The organism is Streptomyces sp. ADMS, from assembly GCF_033441795.1.
Taxonomy (GTDB): Bacteria; Actinomycetota; Actinomycetes; order Streptomycetales; family Streptomycetaceae; genus Streptomyces.
Map to the genome: position 1 here is coordinate 53,721 of NZ_JAVFVX010000012.1, position 19,227 is coordinate 72,947.

The 19,227-nt window shown below is 71.5% G+C and carries 15 protein-coding genes; 8 read left to right on the forward strand and 7 right to left on the reverse strand.

Going from position 1 to position 19,227, the window contains the following annotated elements:
* Positions 1-812, reverse strand: an 812-nt coding sequence (locus RB628_RS08165) for an ATP-binding cassette domain-containing protein (RefSeq protein ID WP_318319627.1), incomplete at its 3' end; no start/stop codon positions are given.
* A 9-nt stretch (positions 813-821) separates the two neighbouring features.
* Positions 822-1,856, reverse strand: a complete 1,035-nt coding sequence (locus RB628_RS08170) for a sugar ABC transporter substrate-binding protein (protein WP_318319628.1) — start codon at positions 1,854-1,856, stop codon at positions 822-824.
* Between the two features lie 298 nt (positions 1,857-2,154).
* Here RB628_RS08170 and RB628_RS08175 point away from each other — a divergent pair, with 298 nt between their 5' ends.
* Together RB628_RS08175 and RB628_RS08180 are read left to right on the forward strand one after the other, a co-directional pair.
* Positions 2,155-3,237 carry a helix-turn-helix transcriptional regulator gene (locus RB628_RS08175; protein WP_318319691.1) on the forward strand — a complete coding sequence of 361 codons (1,083 nt, stop codon included), beginning with the start codon at positions 2,155-2,157 and terminating at the stop codon, positions 3,235-3,237.
* A 91-nt stretch (positions 3,238-3,328) separates the two neighbouring features.
* Positions 3,329-3,988 (forward strand): peptidoglycan-binding domain-containing protein, encoded by a 660-nt coding sequence (locus RB628_RS08180; RefSeq protein WP_318319629.1) that lies wholly within the window; start codon positions 3,329-3,331, stop codon positions 3,986-3,988.
* Positions 3,989-4,001: 13 nt separating this feature from the next.
* On the opposite strand, the gene RB628_RS08185 is transcribed toward RB628_RS08180, so the two are convergent.
* The 5 genes from RB628_RS08185 to RB628_RS08205 all read right to left on the reverse strand — a co-directional run bounded on the left by RB628_RS08185 (position 4,002) and on the right by RB628_RS08205 (position 10,542).
* Positions 4,002-4,391, reverse strand: coding sequence for a hypothetical protein (locus RB628_RS08185; RefSeq protein WP_318319630.1), 390 nt, complete (start codon positions 4,389-4,391; stop codon positions 4,002-4,004).
* A 314-nt stretch (positions 4,392-4,705) separates the two neighbouring features.
* Positions 4,706-5,629 (reverse strand): MurR/RpiR family transcriptional regulator, encoded by a 924-nt coding sequence (locus RB628_RS08190; protein WP_318319631.1) that lies wholly within the window; start codon positions 5,627-5,629, stop codon positions 4,706-4,708.
* A 47-nt stretch (positions 5,630-5,676) separates the two neighbouring features.
* Positions 5,677-7,419, reverse strand: coding sequence for an ArnT family glycosyltransferase (locus RB628_RS08195; RefSeq protein WP_318319632.1), 1,743 nt, complete (start codon positions 7,417-7,419; stop codon positions 5,677-5,679).
* 98 nt (positions 7,420-7,517) lie between these two features.
* Positions 7,518-9,464: a phosphatase PAP2 family protein gene (locus RB628_RS08200; RefSeq protein ID WP_318319633.1), complete on the reverse strand. Its 1,947-nt coding sequence runs from the start codon at positions 9,462-9,464 to the stop codon at positions 7,518-7,520.
* 169 nt (positions 9,465-9,633) lie between these two features.
* Positions 9,634-10,542 carry an N-acetylglucosamine kinase gene (locus RB628_RS08205; protein ID WP_318319634.1) on the reverse strand — a complete coding sequence of 303 codons (909 nt, stop codon included), beginning with the start codon at positions 10,540-10,542 and terminating at the stop codon, positions 9,634-9,636.
* 330 nt (positions 10,543-10,872) lie between these two features.
* Here RB628_RS08205 and RB628_RS08210 point away from each other — a divergent pair, with 330 nt between their 5' ends.
* The 6 genes from RB628_RS08210 to RB628_RS08235 all read left to right on the forward strand — a co-directional run bounded on the left by RB628_RS08210 (position 10,873) and on the right by RB628_RS08235 (position 19,176).
* Entirely contained in the window at positions 10,873-12,003 is a 1,131-nt protein-coding gene (locus RB628_RS08210; protein ID WP_318319635.1) for an ROK family transcriptional regulator, read from the forward strand.
* Positions 12,004-12,280: 277 nt separating this feature from the next.
* Positions 12,281-13,603, forward strand: coding sequence for an extracellular solute-binding protein (locus RB628_RS08215; protein ID WP_318319636.1), 1,323 nt, complete (start codon positions 12,281-12,283; stop codon positions 13,601-13,603).
* Positions 13,604-13,725: 122 nt separating this feature from the next.
* Positions 13,726-14,646 (forward strand): sugar ABC transporter permease, encoded by a 921-nt coding sequence (locus tag RB628_RS08220; protein ID WP_318319637.1) that lies wholly within the window; start codon positions 13,726-13,728, stop codon positions 14,644-14,646.
* Complete coding sequence (locus RB628_RS08225) at positions 14,643-15,545, forward strand: carbohydrate ABC transporter permease (RefSeq protein ID WP_318319638.1); 903 nt, start codon at positions 14,643-14,645, stop codon at positions 15,543-15,545. Before RB628_RS08220 ends, RB628_RS08225 begins: the two co-directional genes overlap by 4 nt.
* Positions 15,546-15,547: 2 nt before the next feature.
* A complete protein-coding gene (locus RB628_RS08230) occupies positions 15,548-17,266 on the forward strand; it encodes a hypothetical protein (protein WP_318319639.1) in 1,719 nt (572 codons plus the stop codon).
* Between the two features lie 71 nt (positions 17,267-17,337).
* Positions 17,338-19,176, forward strand: a complete 1,839-nt coding sequence (locus RB628_RS08235; protein ID WP_318319692.1) for a hypothetical protein — start codon at positions 17,338-17,340, stop codon at positions 19,174-19,176.
* Positions 19,177-19,227 lie beyond the last annotated feature (51 nt).

A 19,227-nucleotide genomic window follows, 5' to 3' on the forward strand; every position in this document is an offset into this window, starting at 1 on the left:
GTGGTCCCGGTGGTCCCGGTGGTCCCGGTGGTCCCGGTGGTCCCGGTGGTCCCGGAGTCCGTCGACCGGTCCTCGGCAACCGCCCCGGCCGGTCGTCCGGCGATGGCGGCGACCAGGTCCCGTCGGCGCTGTCCCGCTCCCACCGCGTGGTGGGCGACGCGGCCGTCCCGCAGCACGGTGACCGCGTCCGCGAGTCGCTCGACCTCCGCCAGCAGATGGGTGACGTAGACGATGGCCAGTCCCTGCGCGCGCAGGTCCTCGACCCGCCCGGCCAGCGCGTCGCTCTCGGCGGTGGAGAGGGCGGCGGTGGGCTCGTCGAGGACCAGGACCGAGGCGCTGCGGCTGAGCGCCTTGGCGATCTCCACCAACTGGCGCTGTCCCATGGGGAGTTCGCCCACCCGGTCGCGGGGTGAGCAGGTCGCCGCCACGCGTTGCAGGAGTCCGGAGGCGACCTCTTCCTGGGCGCGGCGGTCGATCCGGCCGTACCGGGTCCACTCCTGGCCGAGGAAGATGTTCTCGGAGACGGTGAGCGCGTCGACCACGCTCAGTGTCTGGAAGATGATCGCCACACCCGCCGCGATCGACTCGCGCGGGCTCAGCCGCTCGTACGCCCGTCCGCCGACCTCGATCGTGCCCGAGTCCGGCGGGAACGCCCCGCCCAGGCATTTGATGAGCGTCGACTTGCCGGCGCCGTTGTGGCCGAGCAAGGCGTGGACCTGTCCCATCGGCACGGTCAGGTCCACGCCGTCCAGTGCCCGGACCCCGCCGAAGGACTTGGTCAGTCCGCGGATCCGGAGGCTCGCCTCGGTCATGACTGCCCCCTAGCCGTTCTGGGCGAGCAGCGCGTCGATCTTCGCCGTGTCCTTGGGACCGACGAGCGCGATCGGTACCTCCACGCCGGGGTCGGCCTCGCCCGCGGCGACCGCGAGCGGCACGTCCACGATGGCGTTGGCGATGTCCTGCGGGGCGAGGGCGGCGGAGGCGCGGTAGAACGTGCCCTGCCTGATCGCGAGGAGCGAGGGCGCCGCGCCGTCCTGCCCGCCGACGAACGTCTTCGCGTCGTCCTGCGCCCGCCCCGTCTGCTCCAGCGCCTTGTACCCGCCGTACGCCGCCGCGTCCGTGACCCCGAGGACCAGGTTGAGGTCGGGGTGCTTGGCCAGGATCGCCTTGGTCCTGGTCAGGCCCGTGTCCGGGTCGATGGCCTGTTCCTCGGCGACCACGTCGACGCCCGGCGCCAGTCTGGTGAAGGCGTCGACCATGCCCTTGGTGCGCTCGCGTCCCAGTTCGATCGTGCTGTCGGTGAGGAAGGCGATCTTGCCCTTGCCGCCCAGGTTCTCCAGCGCCCACTTGGCCGCCGCCTCGCCGAGCAGCGTGCCGCCCGCCCGGAAGCTGAACCGGATGTCGGCGCTCTGGTTGTCGAGTGTGCCGCCGTACGTCACCCAGATCAGGCCCGCGTCCAGCGCGGCCCTGGCGATCGGTTCGGCGGCCTCGAACACCATCGGGAACGACACGATCGCGGGCGTCTTGCGGGCGACCCAGGTGTTGAGGTTGGTCGCCTGGGTGTCGGCGCTGCTGCCGTCGCTGGTCGTGAGCAGGGAGACGCCGTGCTTCTTCGCGGCGGCAGTGGAGAGCTTCACCAGCGTGGCGTAGAGCGGGAGCTGGGTGAACGGGTAGTCCAGGCCGATCTTCGTCAGTGGCTCACCGGAGCCCTTGCCGGCGGCCGCTTTCCGCCCCGATGACGCCGAGTCGCCGCCGGGCGCCGAACAGCCGGCGGCGGCGAGGGCGAGGGCCCCGCCGGACCAGGCGAGGAACTGTCTGCGCGAGGCCGCGGAGCCGGTGAACGGGGATGTGGTCATGGCGGTGCTCTCCCGGGGGACGTGCCCGTCGGGGACGGGCTGCGAGGGGCTTGCGGCGCTGCCGGCCGGTAGGACCGGCTGTGCCGAACAGACAAGACCCCGGCGCTCCGCCGCACCATCCGTACAAATACCGAGCCGGTCCCGACCGGGATCCACTGCGGTGGCCGGGCCGGGCCGGGCCGGGACCGATCCGGTCACGTCGTGGTGAACGTCTTGCCCGGCACCGGCGGCAGCCCTACCGTTAGGGGTCAAACGACTTTGCTGCTGGATGACTCCCGGGCAGCTCCCGGAGGCGCGCATGCTCAGCCACCACCAGATCGCGGCGGCCACCCGCATCGGCATGCTCACACGCGAACGTGACACCATGTCGGCCTGCGCCCAGGCCCTGGACGAACTCGGCCGGGCCCTGCCCCTCGACCTGGCGACCCTGCTGTCCATCGACCCGCTGACCGGCGAGCACATCCAGGTCGCCGGCATCGGCTACACCGCCGAGACCTCGCAGGCGCTGGCCGCCGAGTTCGTCGGCACGCCCTGGTACCGCAACGTCGTCAGACAGGACGTGCCGCCCTCCATCTCCGAGGACGCGGACGACCCCGGACAGCGCTTCCGGCACGGCTGGTTCTACGCCGAACGGGTCCGCCCGGCCGGCCTGCGCGACGCCATGACCGGAGCGCTCCGGCACGAGGGACGCCTCGTCGGCCTGATCATCCTCTCCACCCGCGACCCGGGCGCCTACGACACCGAGGCCCGTCGCCTCCTCGCCTCCGTCATCCCCGCGCTCGGAGCGCTCGCCGACCCGACGGCGCACACCGGCGACCTGCACGGACTGCCCCCCGAGGGCGCGGCGAGCCTCGTCGCCGAGAGCGGGAGCGTCGACCTGCCGGGGCGGGAGCGCGCCCGGGTCGCGGCCGACGAGGAGTTCCGTCCGCTGCTGCGCGCCTTCGCCGAGACGGGCGGCCGACGGCTGCGGCTGCTGTGGCCGCTCGACGGCACCTGGTACCGCGTCTCCCTGCACCGGCACACCACGTCCCCCGGTCTGACCGGCCCCGCGGTCGCGGTACTGGTCCACGAGACGCCGACGGAACTGCCGTACGGGCTCAGCCCGCGTGAGCTGGAAGTGCTCACGCGTGCCGCCACCGGCCAGACCAACCAGGCGATCGCCCAGGCCCTGTTCCTGTCCCCGCGGACCGTGCACAGCCACATCGAGCACCTGCTCCGCAAGACGGGCGCCGCCTCCCGCGCCGAGGCCACCGCCCTCGCGGTCCGCGACGGCCTGCTGCGCCCGACTCCGGACCACCTCGGCCGGTTCGTCGAGCGTGGCGGCAGCGGTGACGGCAGCGACGGGCGCCGCACTCCCCACCACCTCCGCCCGCCGCGCTGAACCCGGTGGCCCCCGAACGCGTATCACTCCACGGAGCGACGGCATCGCCGTACGCGGCCGTGTGGAGTTCTACGCAGGGAAGGGGAGCAGAGTGTCGACACCGCCTGGACCGGGCAGGCCGGAACACCGCCGGACCCTGGAGCCGACGCGCGTGCTGCGCCGCCGCCGTACCGAGGCGCTGGCGCAGCTCATGCGGGAGCACGACGAGGCGATGGCCGGAATGGCGGAGGGCTACGAGTCCGTGCCCCTGCCCAGCCCGGCGCCCGGCGCCGAGGACATGACGCAGGAGTTGCCGCCCGTCACCCGGCGCCGACGTGCCGGACGGACGGAACGGGCCGACAGCGGCTTCGGGTTCGGCCCGAACCTGCGTCGCGCCGCCGTAGCGGTGGCCGTGGCCGCGGCGGCCCTGGTCGGCTTCGGCTCGGCCCTGCTGCTCCCGGGCAGCGCCGAGGGCGAGGAGGTCCGGCCGGCGCCCTCCGTCACGCCCACCCCGTCGGCACCGGCCGCGGCCGGCCCGGACGGCGCCGGCTTCCTCCGTGAGGGGGACAGCGGTGCCGAGGTGACCGAACTCCAGGAACGTCTGCTGCGCATCCCGGACGTCTACGACAACGGTGCCACGAGCGGCAGTTACGACACCGCCCTCACCGAGGCCGTGGCCCGCTTCCAGCTCTGGTACGGGATCCGCGGCGACGAGACCGGCGTCTACGGCGACGACACACGCAGGGACCTGGAGTCCCGTACGGCGTTCTGAACGCCCGCGGCGCTCAGCGCCCGGCGTGGGTGTCGACCAGGGCCTGGGTGACCGCGCGGATGCTGCGGGCGATGTGCTGGAGCTGGAGCACCTCGGCGGCGTACATCTTGATCGTGTGCTCGATGACCGACTCGCTCAGGCCGAGACCGGGCAGGTCGGCACGGGCGGTCTGGAGGGCCGTACGGGCGACCCGGATCTCGTGCTGGACCTGGATGTGCGCATGGCGGGCCAGCAGGACGGGGTGGCGGATCAGCGTCGGGTAGCCCGCGTAGCGCGTCGGCACCAGCTCGCGCAGCCACTTGACCGCCGAGCGCTCCCAGTCGTAACTGCCGGGAATCTTGACCTGGCACGGCCAGTCCGGGCCGGTCCGCGTGGTCATCGTTGACGTCAGGGGCATGGTCATCGCTCCGGGAGTGCGGCGTCGACAGGGTGGTGCGACGGGATTCAGCGGCCCCGGCCTAGGGGATGGCCGGGGCCGCAACGGGCGTTCGCGCAGGCGATACCCGTCCGGACACCCGCGGCGCCGACGCGGGTAGGAGACGGCGGCAGCGGGTGTACAGGCGTGGAACGTGTCCCGGAGTCCCACCGGGAAGCGATCCGTGAGCAGTATTTATATATGCCGTTCGGTTTGCAAGAAGTATGAAAAAATTCATGCACAAAACGGGATGAAACCCCATACGGGCATGCAGGTCCCTGGCGGGGAGGGAAGCGGTGGAATCAGTCCCGGAGGAAGAACTGGTGCAGGTCGGCGCTCTGCTCGTACTCCTCCAGGCGCCCCTGCGTCCGCTCGGGATCGGCGTCCGTCATGGCCTGGAGCAGCGCCGCCGACAGCACCGCCGGCCCGGCGTACGAGTCGAACACCAGGCGTGAACCCGTGCCGGTGGCGAAGGTGACGTCGGCCTCGTCGGCCAGCGGGCCGAGGGCCAGGTCGGTGATCAGGGCCACCCGCAGCCCGGCCCGCCGGGCGACCCGCACCGCGGTGAGCGTCTCCTGCGCGTGCCGGGGCATCGAGAAGGCCAGCACCCAGGTTCCCCCGGCCTCCCGCGACTGGAGGAGCGCGTCGTAGGCGACACTGCCGCCCCGGGTCACCAGCCGTACGTCGGGGTGGATACGGCGGGCGGCGTAGGCGAAGTACTCGGCCAGCGAACCGGAGATGCGCAGCCCGAGCACGGTCAGTGGAGTCGAGCGCGACAGGCTCCGGCCGACCTCGATCACCCGGTCGGGGTCGGCGAAGTCGCGCCGCAGGTTCTCCAGGTTCGCGATCTCGGCGTCCACGGCCGCCTGCAGTTCGTTGCTCCGGTTCTCCTCCGCCGTGCCCGGCGCGCTCGCGAGGGTGCTGAGCGCGATGGCCTGGAGCCTCTCGCGCAGCGCGGGGTAGCCGCTGAAGCCGACGGCCGCCGCGAACCGGGTCACCGACGGCTGGCTCACGCCCACCCGGTCCGCCAGGTCCGTGATCGACAGGAACGCGGCCTCGGTGATGTGCTCGATCAGATACTGCGCGATGCGCCGTTGCCCGGGGGAGAGCCGGGGCCCGTCGAACAGCTCCCGCAGCCGGGAGGCCGGGGCCGCTTCCGCCTCGGGGGCCGTCCTCCCCGAGGTGATCGCGGATGCCTGGGCGCGTGCCTGCTGCGGCGATGGCACCGATGTGCCTCGTTCGTCTCCCACAGCGACTCAACATAGCCCACCGTTCACCTGCGGAAGATCGTGATCGAGTGGCCGACCTCGTCGACCTCGCGGCTGTCGCGGATCAGCCGCGCCAGCCGTCCCTCGGCCTTGGCGGCCGACGAGTCCGACACCACCAGCAGCCCGCGCACCTTCCGTTCGGGCTGGCGGCGCGGATCGGACGCGTGGATCCCGTAGTACGACGGCACGCCGCTGCCCTTGTAGACCAGCCAGACCCGCTGACCCGCGTACCGGTCCCGCAGCCGGTCCGCGAGCCGCCCGAGATCCTGGCCCCAGTCGACGTTGGAGTCGTGCAGCCTCTCGTGCGTCCTCGCCGTTCCGCCGAACGCCTCGTTGGCGTACGGCAGATAGAACGGGAACGTCCGCAGCGAACTGACCGCCACGAACACCAACAGCCCGGCCGCCAGGGCGGGCGCCCACCGCCGCCGCAGCGCGAGCACACCGACCGCCGCCACCGCCCCGAACATCGGCACGAAGATGGCGTACCGCACCCCGAAGTCCCGCTCCCCGCCCATGGCGGCGGCCAGCAGTACGGCCGCCGGAAGCAGCAAATAGGGTGCGACGGGCCGGAGTCGATGGGCCGTCACAAAGGCGACGGTGCCCGCCGTCCACAGCGCGAGCATGCCGAGCGGCGTCTTCACCAGGAGCGCGGCCGGCAGGTAGTACCAGAGGGAACCCTCGTAGTGCCGCCCGAAGAGGAAGCCCTCCCAGTGCGCGTTCTCCAGGCCGAACTGCGTCCGCAGCCCGTCGCGGAAGGCCTCCGGGAACGGCAGCAGACCGACCAGCTGCCCCCGCAGCCCGTGCACGGCCGGCACCTGGCCGGACACCGGTGTCCAGCGCAGCCGCGGGTCGACGGCTAGGTAGGACGCCCATACGACGGCCACCGCGACCAGCGCGACCAGGGCCGCGCCCGCGACAGCCCGCGCGAGCAGCCGCACGCGCGGGCTCGGAGCCGCCGTATGCCGGGCGTGCCACACCGACAGGCCGGCCAGCAGGAGCAGCACGGGGACGGCGGCGAGGGTGTTCATCTTCGTGGCCACGGCCGCCCCGAGCGCCGCTCCGGCGAGCGGGAGGTACAGGCGGGGCCGTCGCCGCGCCCGCCACAGCAGCCACACCGACGTCAGCACGAACCCGGCCGCCGGTACGTCGAGCGTGGCCAGTGAGCCGTGCGCGACGACGTCCGGCGAGAACGAGTACAGCGCGAGCGATCCCAACCCGCCCACCGCACCGGCGAGTTCACGGCCGAAGGTGAACACCACCAGCCCGAAGAGCAGCGTCAGCGCGATCACCGGCAGGCGCGCCCACAGCATCAGACGCCAGGGGTCGTTGCCCGACTCGTAGAGCAAATGGCGGCCCAGGTGGCTCTGGTCGCCGTCGTGGCCCCGGTCGAAGCGCGGGTCGGCCGCGGCCACTCCGGCGGCGATGACCAGCTTGCCCAGGGGAGGGTGCTCGGGGTTGAGACGCAGGCTGTGCTCGCGGAGGTAGACGGCCGCCGTGCCGACGTACACGGGCTCGTCGATGGTGGGCGTCTGCCCGACCGCAGTGGTGACCATCGCCACGGCCATCTGGAGGAGCAGGACGGCCACGGCGAGCGGGACCAGCAGGCGCCGGTGGTGTCTCGCACGGGCGGACAGTCGCGCGCGTCCGGTCGGGGGCACCGGCGCGGCGGCAGCGGCACCGGGGAGCACCTCCTCCGGAGCCTCGGGGGGAGTCCCGGGGGCGAGAACCGTGTGCCCGTCGCGCGTCATCGTCCGCCCCGCGGCGACACCGACCGCGCGGCGGCGGGAGTGATCCGGAGCCGGGCCATGGCCCTACTCTCGCATCAGCTCCCGCCCCGCAGCGTGCATTACCGCTTCAGGAGTCGTACCGACAGACCGTCAGCCGTGTAGACGGGTACCGCGCGCAGCTTGTCCGAGTTCAGCTCGATACGGTCGAACCGGCCACGCAGCACCGGAGCTTCGATGACGGAGACGACGCTGCCCGCGGCCGGCGGCCTCTCGGCGTCGAGGGTCAGCGACAGGACGCTGCCCTTCTCCAGGACCACCCGCCGCGTCACCGTCACGACCTCCTTGCGGCGGCCCGCGCGCAGCGTGACCGCCAGCGTTCCCGACTGCTGGGTGTACGTGCCGTGCAGCTGGACCGGCTCGGTCACCCGCAGCGTCCCGTCCAGCACCCGGACGTCACCGTGGCCCAGCGCGTGGGCCGAGGAGGAGACCAGCGTGCCCTCCTTGAGGACCGTCCCGCCCCGGTAGCTGTTGTGCCCGGTGAGTGTGAGCGTGCCGGTGCCCTTCTTGGTCAGTCCGCCCCGGCCGTCGATGTCGTTGCGCCAGCTGTCGGCCGCACCGAAGCCGCCGGCCGCCGCATCGAGCGCGACGGTCACGTCGGACTCGAAGGCCCCGTAACCGTCCGCCGCGGCGAACAGGTTGAGCCGCCCCCACTGCTCGAACCCGTCGAACAGGACGTACCCGGCGGGCAGCGCGGTGCTGCGCAGCACCGCACGTCGCTGCGCCGCGTCGAGGTACGGCTGACGCGTCTCCAGCAGCACCTCCGCGCCCTTCGGCACGGTCAGCGCATGGTCGCGGCCCTTCCGGTTGAGGATGTACGTCAGCCGCGGCTTGACCGCGCACTCGTTGGCGGACCGGTCGGCGTACGGGTCGGTGCCGGGGGCGGCCGAGTGCGCGTAGGCGTACAGGGTGTCCGCCGTCGTGCCGGTCTGCGCCTGGAAGTAGGCGAGAGCCTGGGCGCGCGCCGCGGCCTTGAGGCCGGCGTTGGCCGGATCGGCGAGGGCGGCGGCGGCCAGAGCGGTGGCCATGACGCGGGCGCCCAGGACGTCCACGGGGGAGTGCATGCCCGACATGATCCGGGTGTGGCTCAGCTCGAAGGCGCGCGTCACGATCTCCTGGAAGCGCTCCGGAACCGCGTACGCGAACGCCAGCGCCGCCAGGTGGAAGGCGTTGGTGTGGCCGCTGGGGAAGCCGCCGTCCTCGGCCGGGTTGGTGCTGCGCTGCCGCAGCAGCTGCGTGACGACGACCACGTCGGACTCGTACACCGGGTAGCCGAGGGCGTCGGTCGCACCGGTGGGGACGACCTCGCTGTCCGCGTTGAGGCGCCACGGGCGCGGGTACTGGAAGGCGTACTTGGCAGGGTTGCTGGAGGCGAACGGGCCGCGCACGGTGTCGACCAGCCTGGCCACCTGACCGAGGTCCGAGGTGTACGAGCCCGCACCGAGGGCCGATCCGGCGGGGGCGTCCGCCGGGACGGAGTCGCTGATGTGGGTCGCGGGCGTCGTCTCCGGCGCCGCCGTGATGGACGTGACCGCCTTGGCACCCGCCCTGTACAGGTCGGCCAGCGGGCCCAGCGCGGCGATCATCGCGTAGCTCTGGTGCTGGCGGTCGTAGACGAACGCCTCCCTCGCCTGCGCCTCGGTACGCGCGTGGGTGATGCGGGCGCAGTAGCGCACGTTGGCGCGCAGCACCTCGGGCATCAGCGGAGTGCCGGTGTTCCAGGCGTCGCCGGTCTTCCACACCTCGGCGAAGCCGCCGAGGGCCCTGATCACCGCGTTGGTCTCGGGCGTCTGGTTCGCGACGATGTTGGTCGTGTAGTCGTCGACGAACGCGGCGGCGGCCGTCGCGGCCGTCGCCGCGTTCGCCTGGCCGACGCTCGCCCAGGTGATCGCGGTCGGGGCCACGACCAGACCGGCCGACGCGGCCAGGGACGTCCTGAGGAACCCTCGGCGGTTCAGGGCGTGTTCACGGACCGACGCGGGGGAGCGGTGCCCGGCTGATGACGGCATGTATCTGCCTCTCTGGAGTTCTACGGCCGTAAGGCCGGGGAGGGATGCGAGTGACTGCGGCTCGTGGTGCGCTCGTGACGCAAGCGGTGAATGCGCTTTCCCGAGCATACGAGCGAAGATCTACGGGCGAGTTGTGTCCGGCCGGAGTTGGTCCGGCGACCGGCACATGTCATACGAGTGAACGGGCCATCGCCAGTGCCCCTTCGACCGGCGGAACGTCGAGGTGCCTCGGCCGGGCGTGGGGCACGCGTTCGGCCAGCGACGCCACGAAGGCGTCGTACAGGACGGGTTGGGCGAGGACGGTGCTGCCCGCGACCACGACGTCGTCGACCGGGACACCGCGCGCGGCGAGCCGGGCGACGAGCGCGGCGAGCGACCGGCCGCCCTCGGCGATCACCGTGCCGGCGAGCGACGAGCCCGCCTCGGCGGCGGCGAACACGGCCGGTGCGTGCCGACCCCAGTCGGCGGAGGGAGAAGTGGCGCCCTCCAGTGCCCCGCCGAGCGCGGGCACTTCGGGCACATCGAACGCGGCGAGAAGTCCCTTGGCGAGTACGTCGGGTTCCTCGCCGCGGTCGTGTGCCGCCCACACCGCGCGGACGGCCTCGCGGACGAGACCGGCGGAGCCGCCCTCGTCGCCGACAAGCGCGCCCCAGCCGCCGACCTGGACGGGGGTGCCGTCCTCGTGGCGGCCGACCGCGACGGAACCGGTGCCGGCGACCAGGCCGACGCCCCGGTCCAGACCGGCGGCGGGAACGAGCAGTTCGGCGTCGCCGACGACCGACGCGGGCGCGTCGAAGTGAAGATGCAGGGCGGTGCGGATCTGGGCGCACTGACGGGGTGTCTCGCAGGCGTGTCCGCCCACGGCGACGGCGGACGGGCGCGCGCCCGCGGGCAGGGCACCGGCGACCAGCGCGGCCAGCCAGCCGGCGGCGGCCACGGGGTCGTGCGGCCGCCAGCCGCTGCTCGGGCGGACGTGATCGGCGATCAGATCGTCCCCGGCGCAGGCGCGCAGGTGCGTCTTGGTACCGCCCACGTCGATGCCCACGACGAGCGGGCGCGGGAGGGGAGAGTCCTGCACGGATCCTCTTTCGTCGTTGCGCTGTGGCTGCGACGGTGGGCGAACCGTGCCTGGAGCAGGGAAGACCTGATGTACAGAAGAGCTAGGGAAGCCCCGGGACGGGCCTCTGAGCGGACACGGCAGGCGAGTTCCGTGACATTCGTTAGGAAGTTAACTAACGAAGTACAGTGCGTGTCAAGTGGTAGCGCGCACTCGACCGCGGCGGTGTCCCGACCGGGGACGGAACGCGGCGGGAAAACGCGTTACCAGGGCATCCCATCGCCGCATCCCACGACGTCGAGCTACCGGGGGAGCGCGGCCCTCGACCTTGGGGAGACTGTGGAACACGACGTGGCGAAGGCCCTTCGCCTGACCGAGAGCGCGAGCGCGGTGTTCGCCGTGCTGGCCGGGGCGGGCACGGCTACCCGGCCGCAGCTCGCGAGTCTGGCGGGCCTGTCGAAGCCGACCGTGTCCTCCGCCGTGGCGGAGCTGGAGAGCGCCGGGCTCGCCGCCCACTCGGGGATCGCCTCCGGCGGTACGGGCCGTTCCGCCGCCGTGTACGGACTCGGTCCCGCGGCCGGTTCCGTACTCGCCGTCGACCTCGGCCCCGCCCTGACCCGGGTGCGCGGCTGCGCCCTGGACGGCACCCTGCTGGCCGAGGCCACCGGCTCCCGCGAGGAGTCCGCCGACGTGGCGCGCGAAGCGCTGTCCGCGCTCCCCGCCGACGCTCCGCTGCGCACCATCGTCGTGGCCGTCGGTGACGTCACCGCGCGCGCCGAGGAGGGCACCGTGCGTCCGGCGACCGCCAAGGGGGGACCCGTTTTCGACGCGGTGGCCGTGGCGCTGCCGCCCGGGGTGCCCGTCCACCTCGAGAACAACGTCAACTGCGCCGCGCTCGCCGAGCTGCACGAGGGCGCGGCACGCGGCCGGCACACCTTCGGCTATCTGCGGATCGGTGTCGGTATCGGTCTCGGCATCGTCGTGGGGGGCCACGTGCTGGCAGGCGCCAACGGGGCGGCCGGAGAGCTTGCCCGGCTGCCCTACCCCTGGGACGACGGCCTGGAGCCCCGCCGTGAGGCCCTGGAGGAGTACATCGGCGCCCGCTCCCTGCTGCGCCGGGCCGCCGAGGTCTGGCCGGAATCCGACGGTTCGTGCCCCCGTAACGCCGAACAGCTGTTCTCGCTGGCCGGACAGGGTGGCGCCACGGCCCGCGCGATCGTCGACCGGCATGCAGTGGACGTGGGCCGGCTGGCCGCGGCGGTGACCGCCGTACTGGACCCCGGGCTGCTCGTCCTGGGTGGCAGCACCGGTGCGTTTCCGCAGCTCCTGCCCGGTGTGCGGGCCGAGCTGGAGCGGCTGAGCTGGCCCACCGAAGTGGTCAGCAGCCAGATCGGTGATCTCGGCACCGTGGTGGGCGCGGCGCGGCTCGCGGTCGCCAGAGGAGTCCAAACCGTGACCGAGGTGGCGCGGACGAAGGATTGACGGGTTCGGACTCGGTCTGCCAATGTCCGGACAAGCGCTTTCTAAGTCGGCCGGGACGCCGGCTTGGGGCGAGCCTCCCGCCCGTACTCGACGTACGGCAACCGCACGAGGGCGTGCCCGTGCGGTGACGGCCAGAACGGCCGGGGATCCCGCCCCGCGTGGACGACGCGGCCGGGCGAGGCTGCGCCCCCCCGGGAAGCCACTTTCCTGCAAACTGCACCCGTGCCGCCTCGGTCGGCGCCGTGCTCCGTCCCCTACGACGAAAAAGGGATCGAAGATGACCATTGTAGGTGTGCGGCGCTCTCGCCGACTCGGCCGCGGCGGTATGCGCCGCCTGGCTCCCCTCGCTGCCGTTGCCACGGCAGGTGCCCTGCTGCTCTCCGCCTGCGGAGGGGGATCCGACTCGGGCGGGACCTCCAAGTCGCTGACGTTCTGGATCTCCACGGTTCCGGGGCAGGACGCGGGCTGGAAGGAGATGGTGGCGCAGTACGAGAAGGAGACGGGCGTCAAGGTCAAGCTCGTCAACATCCCCTACGACGGCTACACGACGAAGCTGCGCAACTCCGCGCAGGCGAACTCGCTGCCCGACGTGGCGGCCGTGCCGGCGCTCGACCCGATCTGGTCGAACAAGCTGATCGACCTCAGCTCCATCGCCAACGACAAGACCAACAAGATCAACGCCAACTTCCTTGCCAAGGACTCGTCCGGGAAGGTGCTGTCCATCCCCTCGGACGTCACCGCGTCCGGCATGTTCATCAACAAGTCGCTCTTCGAGAAGGCCGGAGTCTCCTACCCGACCTCGCCCGACAAGACGTGGACCTGGACCGAGTTCATCAAGGCGGCGGACGAGGTCAGGGAGAAGACCGACGCCAAGTACTCCCTGACCTTCGACCAGTCGCCGTCCCGGCTGCGCGCCATGGTGTACGAGATGGGCGGGAAGTACGTCCACGCCGACGACTCCGGCAAGTTCTCGGTGGACGCGGCGACCAAGAAGGCCGTGAACACCTTCGTCGGATGGAACGACGACAAGACCATGCCGAAGTCGGTGTGGACCAGCGGCGCCGACCCGTCGGCCATGTTCCAGAGCGGTGACGTCGTCGCCTACTGGTCCGGCGTGTGGCAGGTTGCCGCCTACGCGGAGAGCATCACGAAGTTCGAGTGGGCGAGCGTCCCGACTCCCGCCCAGCCGGTGCAGGCCAGTGACGTCAACAGCGGCGGCATGACGGTGGGCTTCAACAACAACGCCGACGCGGCCGCCGCCGCGAAGAAGTTCCTTTCCTGGCTGTACGAGCCCGACCACTACAAGGCGCTGTGCGAGGCCTCCGGCTTCCTGCCGGTCGAGAGCGGTCTGAACCCGGAGTACCCCTTCGAGTCCGAGGCGGCGCAGGCGGCGTTCAAGCTCTACAACGAGTCCATCCCGCTCTACGACCCGATCTCCGGCTACTTCAGCGGCGCGCAGACGAACTGGGTGCTGAAGGGCAAGAGCCTCGCCGACGACCCGACCAAGGCGGAGCTCGGCAAGGCGATCAACGGCGAGCAGTCGGCCGACAAGGCCCTGCAGAACATCGTGGACGGCTACAACCAGCAGGTCGGCGGCTGATCGTAGGCCGGCGGGCCGGGCGGCGGGTCAAGACTCCGCCGCCCGGACCTGGGAGCCCACGTCATGCCGGGCTCATGGCGTGAGCCCACCGCAATCCATCCCCCCAGCACGGAGTCAGGAAGATGACAAAACGCGCCTCGGACGTGTCCGCCGTGTCCGTGAGCCCGCCCAGAAGACGCAGTAAGTACACCCTTGCGCCGCTCGTTCTCATCGCGGCCAATGTCGTGCTCTTCGCGCTGTTCTTCGTCTGGCCGGCGGTGATCGGGCTCGTCTACTCCTTCACGAACTACACGGGAGTGGGGGCGTTCCAGTACATCGGACTGGACAACTACAGCAAGCTGCTCGGGGACTCCACGTTCTACGACGCGATGAGCCGGACGCTGCTGTACACGGTGCTCTTCGTTCCGCTGAACTTCGTGTTCTCGCTGCTCATCGCCAACGTCCTGGTGAGCAAGCACGCCAAGGGCGTGTCGGTCGCCCGCATCTTCTTCTTCATCCCGTGGCTTCTGTCGCCCATCGTCGTGGGTGTCCTGTGGCGGTGGCTGTTCGGTGAGAACTTCGGACTGGTCAACTACCTCATCGAGGAGTTCGGCGGAAGTGCCGTTCCGTGGCAGTCGAACGCGGACCTGTCGCTGACGGTGGTCGTGGTGGCGGCATCCTGGGCCTGGACGGGCTTCTCGATGCTGCTGTTCATCGCGGCGATCAAGAACGTACCGACGTCGTACTACGAGGCGGCCGCGCTCGACGGTGCCGGTCCGTGGCGCCAGTTCGTCAGCATCACACTGCCGAGCATCGCGCCCACTTCCTTCATCGTCATCCTGCTCAACACGATCCACGGGATGAAGGAATACCCGCTGTTCGCCTCCCTCAACAACGGCGGACCCGGAACGTCGAACAACCTGCTTGTGCAGTACATCTACCAGACCGGCTTCAAAGCGGGCCAGATCGGCTACGCGAGCGCCGCGTCGTTCGTGCTCATGCTCATCCTGATGGCCGTCGCGATCATCCAGATGATGGTCAACCGGCGGGTGGAGAACCGATGACAACCACAGACATGCCGCGCCCGGTCGACGCCGAGCCCGGACGGGCTGTTTCCAAGAAGCGGCCCCGCAGCGCCGCCGGCGGTGGGCTTCGGCGCGCGGTGCCCGCGACGACTCTGCTGTGGGTCCTGGCAGCTCTCTACGCGGTGCCGGTGCTGTGGTTCGTCCTCAGCTCCTTCAAACCGGCGGGAGACCTGTTCTCCCTTCCGCTGACGCTGTTTCCGGAGAACCCCACGCTGTCGGGCTATACGGAAGCGTGGCGCAGCGCCAACTTCTCCCAGTACTTCATCAACACGACCATCGTGTGTGTGATCGCGACGATCCTCACGGTGGGAGTCAGCTGCTGCACGGGGTACGCGCTGGCCAAGTACGACAACAAATGGCTCAAGGCGTTCTTCATCTGCATCCTGGCCACCACGATGCTGCCGGGCGAGGTCATGCTCGCCCCGCAGTTCCTGGTGGTCCGCGACCTCGGCCTCTACAACTCGCTCGCCGGCATCATCCTCCCGGCCGTGCTCACCGCGACCGGCTGCTTCATGTTCCGCCAGTTCTTCCTGACGGTCCCCGACGAGCTCATCGAGGCCGCCCGTATCGACGGCGCGCCTGAGCTGTCGATCTTCCTCAGGATCATGGTGCCGATCTCCCGGCCCATCATGCTGACGCTCGCCATCCTGTCGTTCCAGTGGCGGTGGAACGACTACATCTGGCCGCTGCTGATGCTCAACGACCCCGAGAAGTTCACTGTTCAGATCGGCATCCAGAGCCTCGTCGGGGCGCAGAACATCAACTGGTCGGTGCTGCTCGGCGGATCGGTCATCTCCATGGTTCCGCTGATCGTCGTCTTCCTGGTGTTCCAGCGTTACGTCATGAACGCCGACATCAACGCCGGACTGAAGGACTGACCGTGTCCACCCCGCTCGACCACGAGTTCGTCCGCGCGGCGGCCCGCGCCGCCGACCGGCAGGCCGCCCCGCTGGCGGCCTGCCCCGACGAGGAACCCGCCGGTGTGACTCACCGCGCTCTGGCACGCCGGGTGAAGACTCTGATCGCGGCACACCGTTCCCCGGACTCGGCACTGCACGGCAGCGGGCAGGCCGTCGCCGCCGCGACGACCCACCTCCGCGCCCTGCGGGCCACGCAGACCACCACCGGCCTCTTCGCCGGCGGCGACAACGTGCAGTCGCCGCCGGACTCCGCCTTCACCGTCAACGACGTGTGCGACGCACACGTCCTCGCCGCCGGCGCCGGGCCGGAACTGCGCGAGGTCACGGCCGCGCTCGCCGAGATCGCCGGCGCCGCCTCCGGCAGTCTCCTGACGGGTGGGGTGCACACCCCGAACCACCGCTGGGAGCTGTCGGCGGCGCTGGCTCGGCTGCACCGGTCGTTCCCGGACGACCGGCTGCTCGACCGCGTCGAGGAGTGGCTCGCCGAGGGCGTCGACATCGACGCGGAGGGCCTGTACGCGGAACGGAGCGCCAACTACGCGGCCCATGTGTCCAACCCGTCGCTGCTGCTGCTGGCCGAAGTGCTCGGCCGCGCCGACCTGCTGTACGCCGTCGAACGCAATCTCGCCACGACCCTGGACCTCATCAGGCCGGACGGCACGGTGGAGACCGTCCACTCGCGACGGCAGGACCAGAACCACCCGTTCCCGCTGGCGCCCTACCTGCCGCACTACCGGCTGCTCGCGATCCGCACCGGCCGGGGCGACTTCGCCCGGGTGGCGCGGCTGGCGGCCGCCGGCGGTATCGACGACCCCGACCTGCTCGCCGAGACCCTCCTCACCCCGGACCTGTGCCGCGCCCTGCCGGCCCCGGCCGCGGAGACGCTCCCGCGCGACCGGTACATCACCACCGCACACCTCGCCGTACGCGCCTCGGCCACGGCGCACACGGTGGTGTACGGCGGCTCCGACGTGCCCGAGCACCGGCGCATCCGCTCGGGCCTCGCCTGCAACCCCACCTTCCTGCGCCTGTTCGCCGGCGACGCCGTCCTCGACGCGGTCCGTCTGACGCGGGGGTTCTTCGACCTGGGCCCGTTCCGCGCCGCCGACATGCAACAGCCCGCCGACAACCGGTACCGGCTCACCGAAACCCTCACGGCCGCCTACTACCAGCCGCTCCCGACGGACCAGAGGCGGGGCGACGGCGTCTACCGGCTGGTGGACGAGGGACGCTTCTCGGCTGCGATGGCCTTCCCGGACCGGCCTCGGGACGAGGTCTCACACACGACCCGCGTCGAGGTGGACCTGCGGGAAGACGGTGCCGACCTGCGGATCGGCATCAGCGGACCACGGGTGCCCTGGGCCCTCGAACTGACCTTCAGACCGGGCGGCGCGCCAGAGGGCGCCGTACCGATCGGCGACGGACGCTGGTGCCTGACGACCGGGCCGATGACCTACCGGGTCGGTGACGACGAGATCCGGGTCGAGGCCGGCATCGAGGCAGGCGAACCGCTTGCCGGGCCGGACCGGAGTGACGTACTGCGGTACGACCCGGGTCAGGACCACACCGTAGTGGGGGGCACCGATGCGACGACCGGGAACCGCGTCTACATCGGTGGACATGGCCCGCACACACTGACCGTCGCACTGCGCGCCCGCCGGCCCGCACCCGTCGTGTGACTCCGACGAACCACACCATGGGCCACCCCAGGCATGAAGGGCTGATCCCCGTGCACCTCACGTCCCCTCCCGTGCACCTCACGCACCAGCGCGGCCCCCTGCACGACCTGCCCGACAGCCCCGACGCGTACGACGCGGTCCTCGCCGACGTCGTCGAGCAGGCCCTTGCGCGCATCACGCCCGAGGGCAACCTCGAACACCCCGACTGCGTCGACGACATCGGCGACACCTCGCTCGGCATCACCTCGCTCCTCGCCATCGCCTGGCAGCGCGGCAAGGACCCGCGGCTGCCGGAGGTGGTGCACCGCAGCCTCGCCTTCCACCTGCGCGAGCGCGTCCACGTCAGGGACAACCCCGGCTACCCCAACCTGAGAATCCGCAACTCCGGTCTGCCGTATGCCCGTTACACTCTCGCCGCGGGCGCACACCCCATCGGTGACTGGCCCAGTACGGTCTGGGCGCTGCTCCAGGCGGTCGACGTGCTGGACCTGGCCGACGGCCTGGTCGACGACGCACCGCGCGCACGGCTGCTGGAGGTGGCGCGCGGCTACTGGCGCTGGCTGACCGAGGCGACCTTCTTCAATCCCCAGGAGGCGGGCAACCAGGCGATCGGCTGTGTGGTCGGCGGCCTGATGCTGGCACGCCATCTGTCCCCGAAGGAGGGGGAGTCGGTCCGCGCCCGCGCACTGGAGCTGTACACGGACGAGATCCGCGCCCACCGGGTCCGCGACCGCGGCGCGCTGCTGCCCGCCGAGCACGGCGGCGCCTACGACAACAACTACGGCCCGATCTCCCTGTCCTTCCTCGCCCAGGCCCACCGGATCAGCGGTGAGGAGATCTTCGCCGAGGACGGCGACGCCCTGGCCCGCTACGTCGACGCCCGCCTCACCAACGGCGGGTTCGACAACGGCGGCCCCCGCTACAGCGAGCAGCACTCCGCCTTCGAGTCCGTCCTCGGCCTGCGCTACTTCGGCGCCCGCATCGGCTCCGACCTCGGCCGCTACCGGGGCGACAGGCGCTGGGCCCGGCACGCGGCCAAAGCCGACGGCGGGGTCGACGGCCACTTCGCGTGGATGCTGGTCTGGCAGATCCAGGACACCACGCGCTGGCACCGCACCCCCTCGACCGAACCGCTGCGCCACCAACTCCGCGCCGGCGCGGTCTCGGTGGCTTTCGACGACAGGATGACGCCGTCGCTGGTCGAGGCGGCCGGCACGTACTACCTCCCGGCGGCGGTCAACCGCCAGCACGGCTTCGGCCCGGTGGTGGACGGCTTCCTGCTCTGCCGCCCGATGGGCGAGGTCCGCGTACGTGACCTGCGCACCGCCCACCTCGCGGCCAAGCTGGTCACCAAGCCGGTCGTCGGCCGCGACCACGTCCTGCGCCACCTCCAGTCCCTGTACGTCACGGACGGCACGACCCTGTGGGTCACGGTCGCCGTCGAACACCTCGACGGCACCCCGTACCTGCTCGCCGGCCTGCCCTACGCCACGGACGACGGCGACCGGGTCCGCAGGACGGCGGAAGCCGGCGATGTGAGTTCCGCGGGCCCGCTGCGCCTGACGCACCCGCGGACCGACGGCGTGGACCACTTCGACGCCCGCACGGAGGCGACCCAGGAACAGGCGGCCTTCGCCCTCGCGGCCGACCCGCGCGGCTACGGCAACCCCGACGAGGGCTGGCGCCACCTGGTCTCCTCCACGGCTCTGGAGGCCGACCCGGCCCCCGGCGCACCGGAGGGGCTGAGCGTCTTCGCCGTACGGTACGGCGGTGACGGCGACGCCGAGTTCGCGCCGGTCATCGAGGCGACGCCGCAAGGTCTGCTCGTGCGCACCGAGGCGTTCACAGCCGTGATCGGCGACACCGCGGGCGACGCCCACGGCGAACCGGAGCTGACGCTTCTCGACTGAGAAGGCCGACGAACGAGACGTACGAGGCCGAGCAGCCCACCCGCGCGCTGC

Excerpts from the sequence above, each read along its gene's own strand:
- RB628_RS08170 (WP_318319628.1), bottom strand. The coding sequence starts at position 1,856 with ATGACCACATCCCCGTTCACCGGCTCCGCGGCCTCGCGCAGACAGTTC.
- RB628_RS08175 (WP_318319691.1), top strand. The coding sequence starts at position 2,155 with ATGCTCAGCCACCACCAGATCGCGGCGGCCACCCGCATCGGCATGCTC.
- RB628_RS08185 (WP_318319630.1), bottom strand. The coding sequence starts at position 4,391 with ATGACCATGCCCCTGACGTCAACGATGACCACGCGGACCGGCCCGGAC.
- RB628_RS08195 (WP_318319632.1), bottom strand. The coding sequence starts at position 7,419 with ATGACGCGCGACGGGCACACGGTTCTCGCCCCCGGGACTCCCCCCGAG.
- RB628_RS08200 (WP_318319633.1), bottom strand. The coding sequence starts at position 9,464 with ATGCCGTCATCAGCCGGGCACCGCTCCCCCGCGTCGGTCCGTGAACAC.
- RB628_RS08215 (WP_318319636.1), top strand. The coding sequence starts at position 12,281 with ATGACCATTGTAGGTGTGCGGCGCTCTCGCCGACTCGGCCGCGGCGGT.
- RB628_RS08220 (WP_318319637.1), top strand. The coding sequence starts at position 13,726 with ATGACAAAACGCGCCTCGGACGTGTCCGCCGTGTCCGTGAGCCCGCCC.
- RB628_RS08225 (WP_318319638.1), top strand. The coding sequence starts at position 14,643 with ATGACAACCACAGACATGCCGCGCCCGGTCGACGCCGAGCCCGGACGG.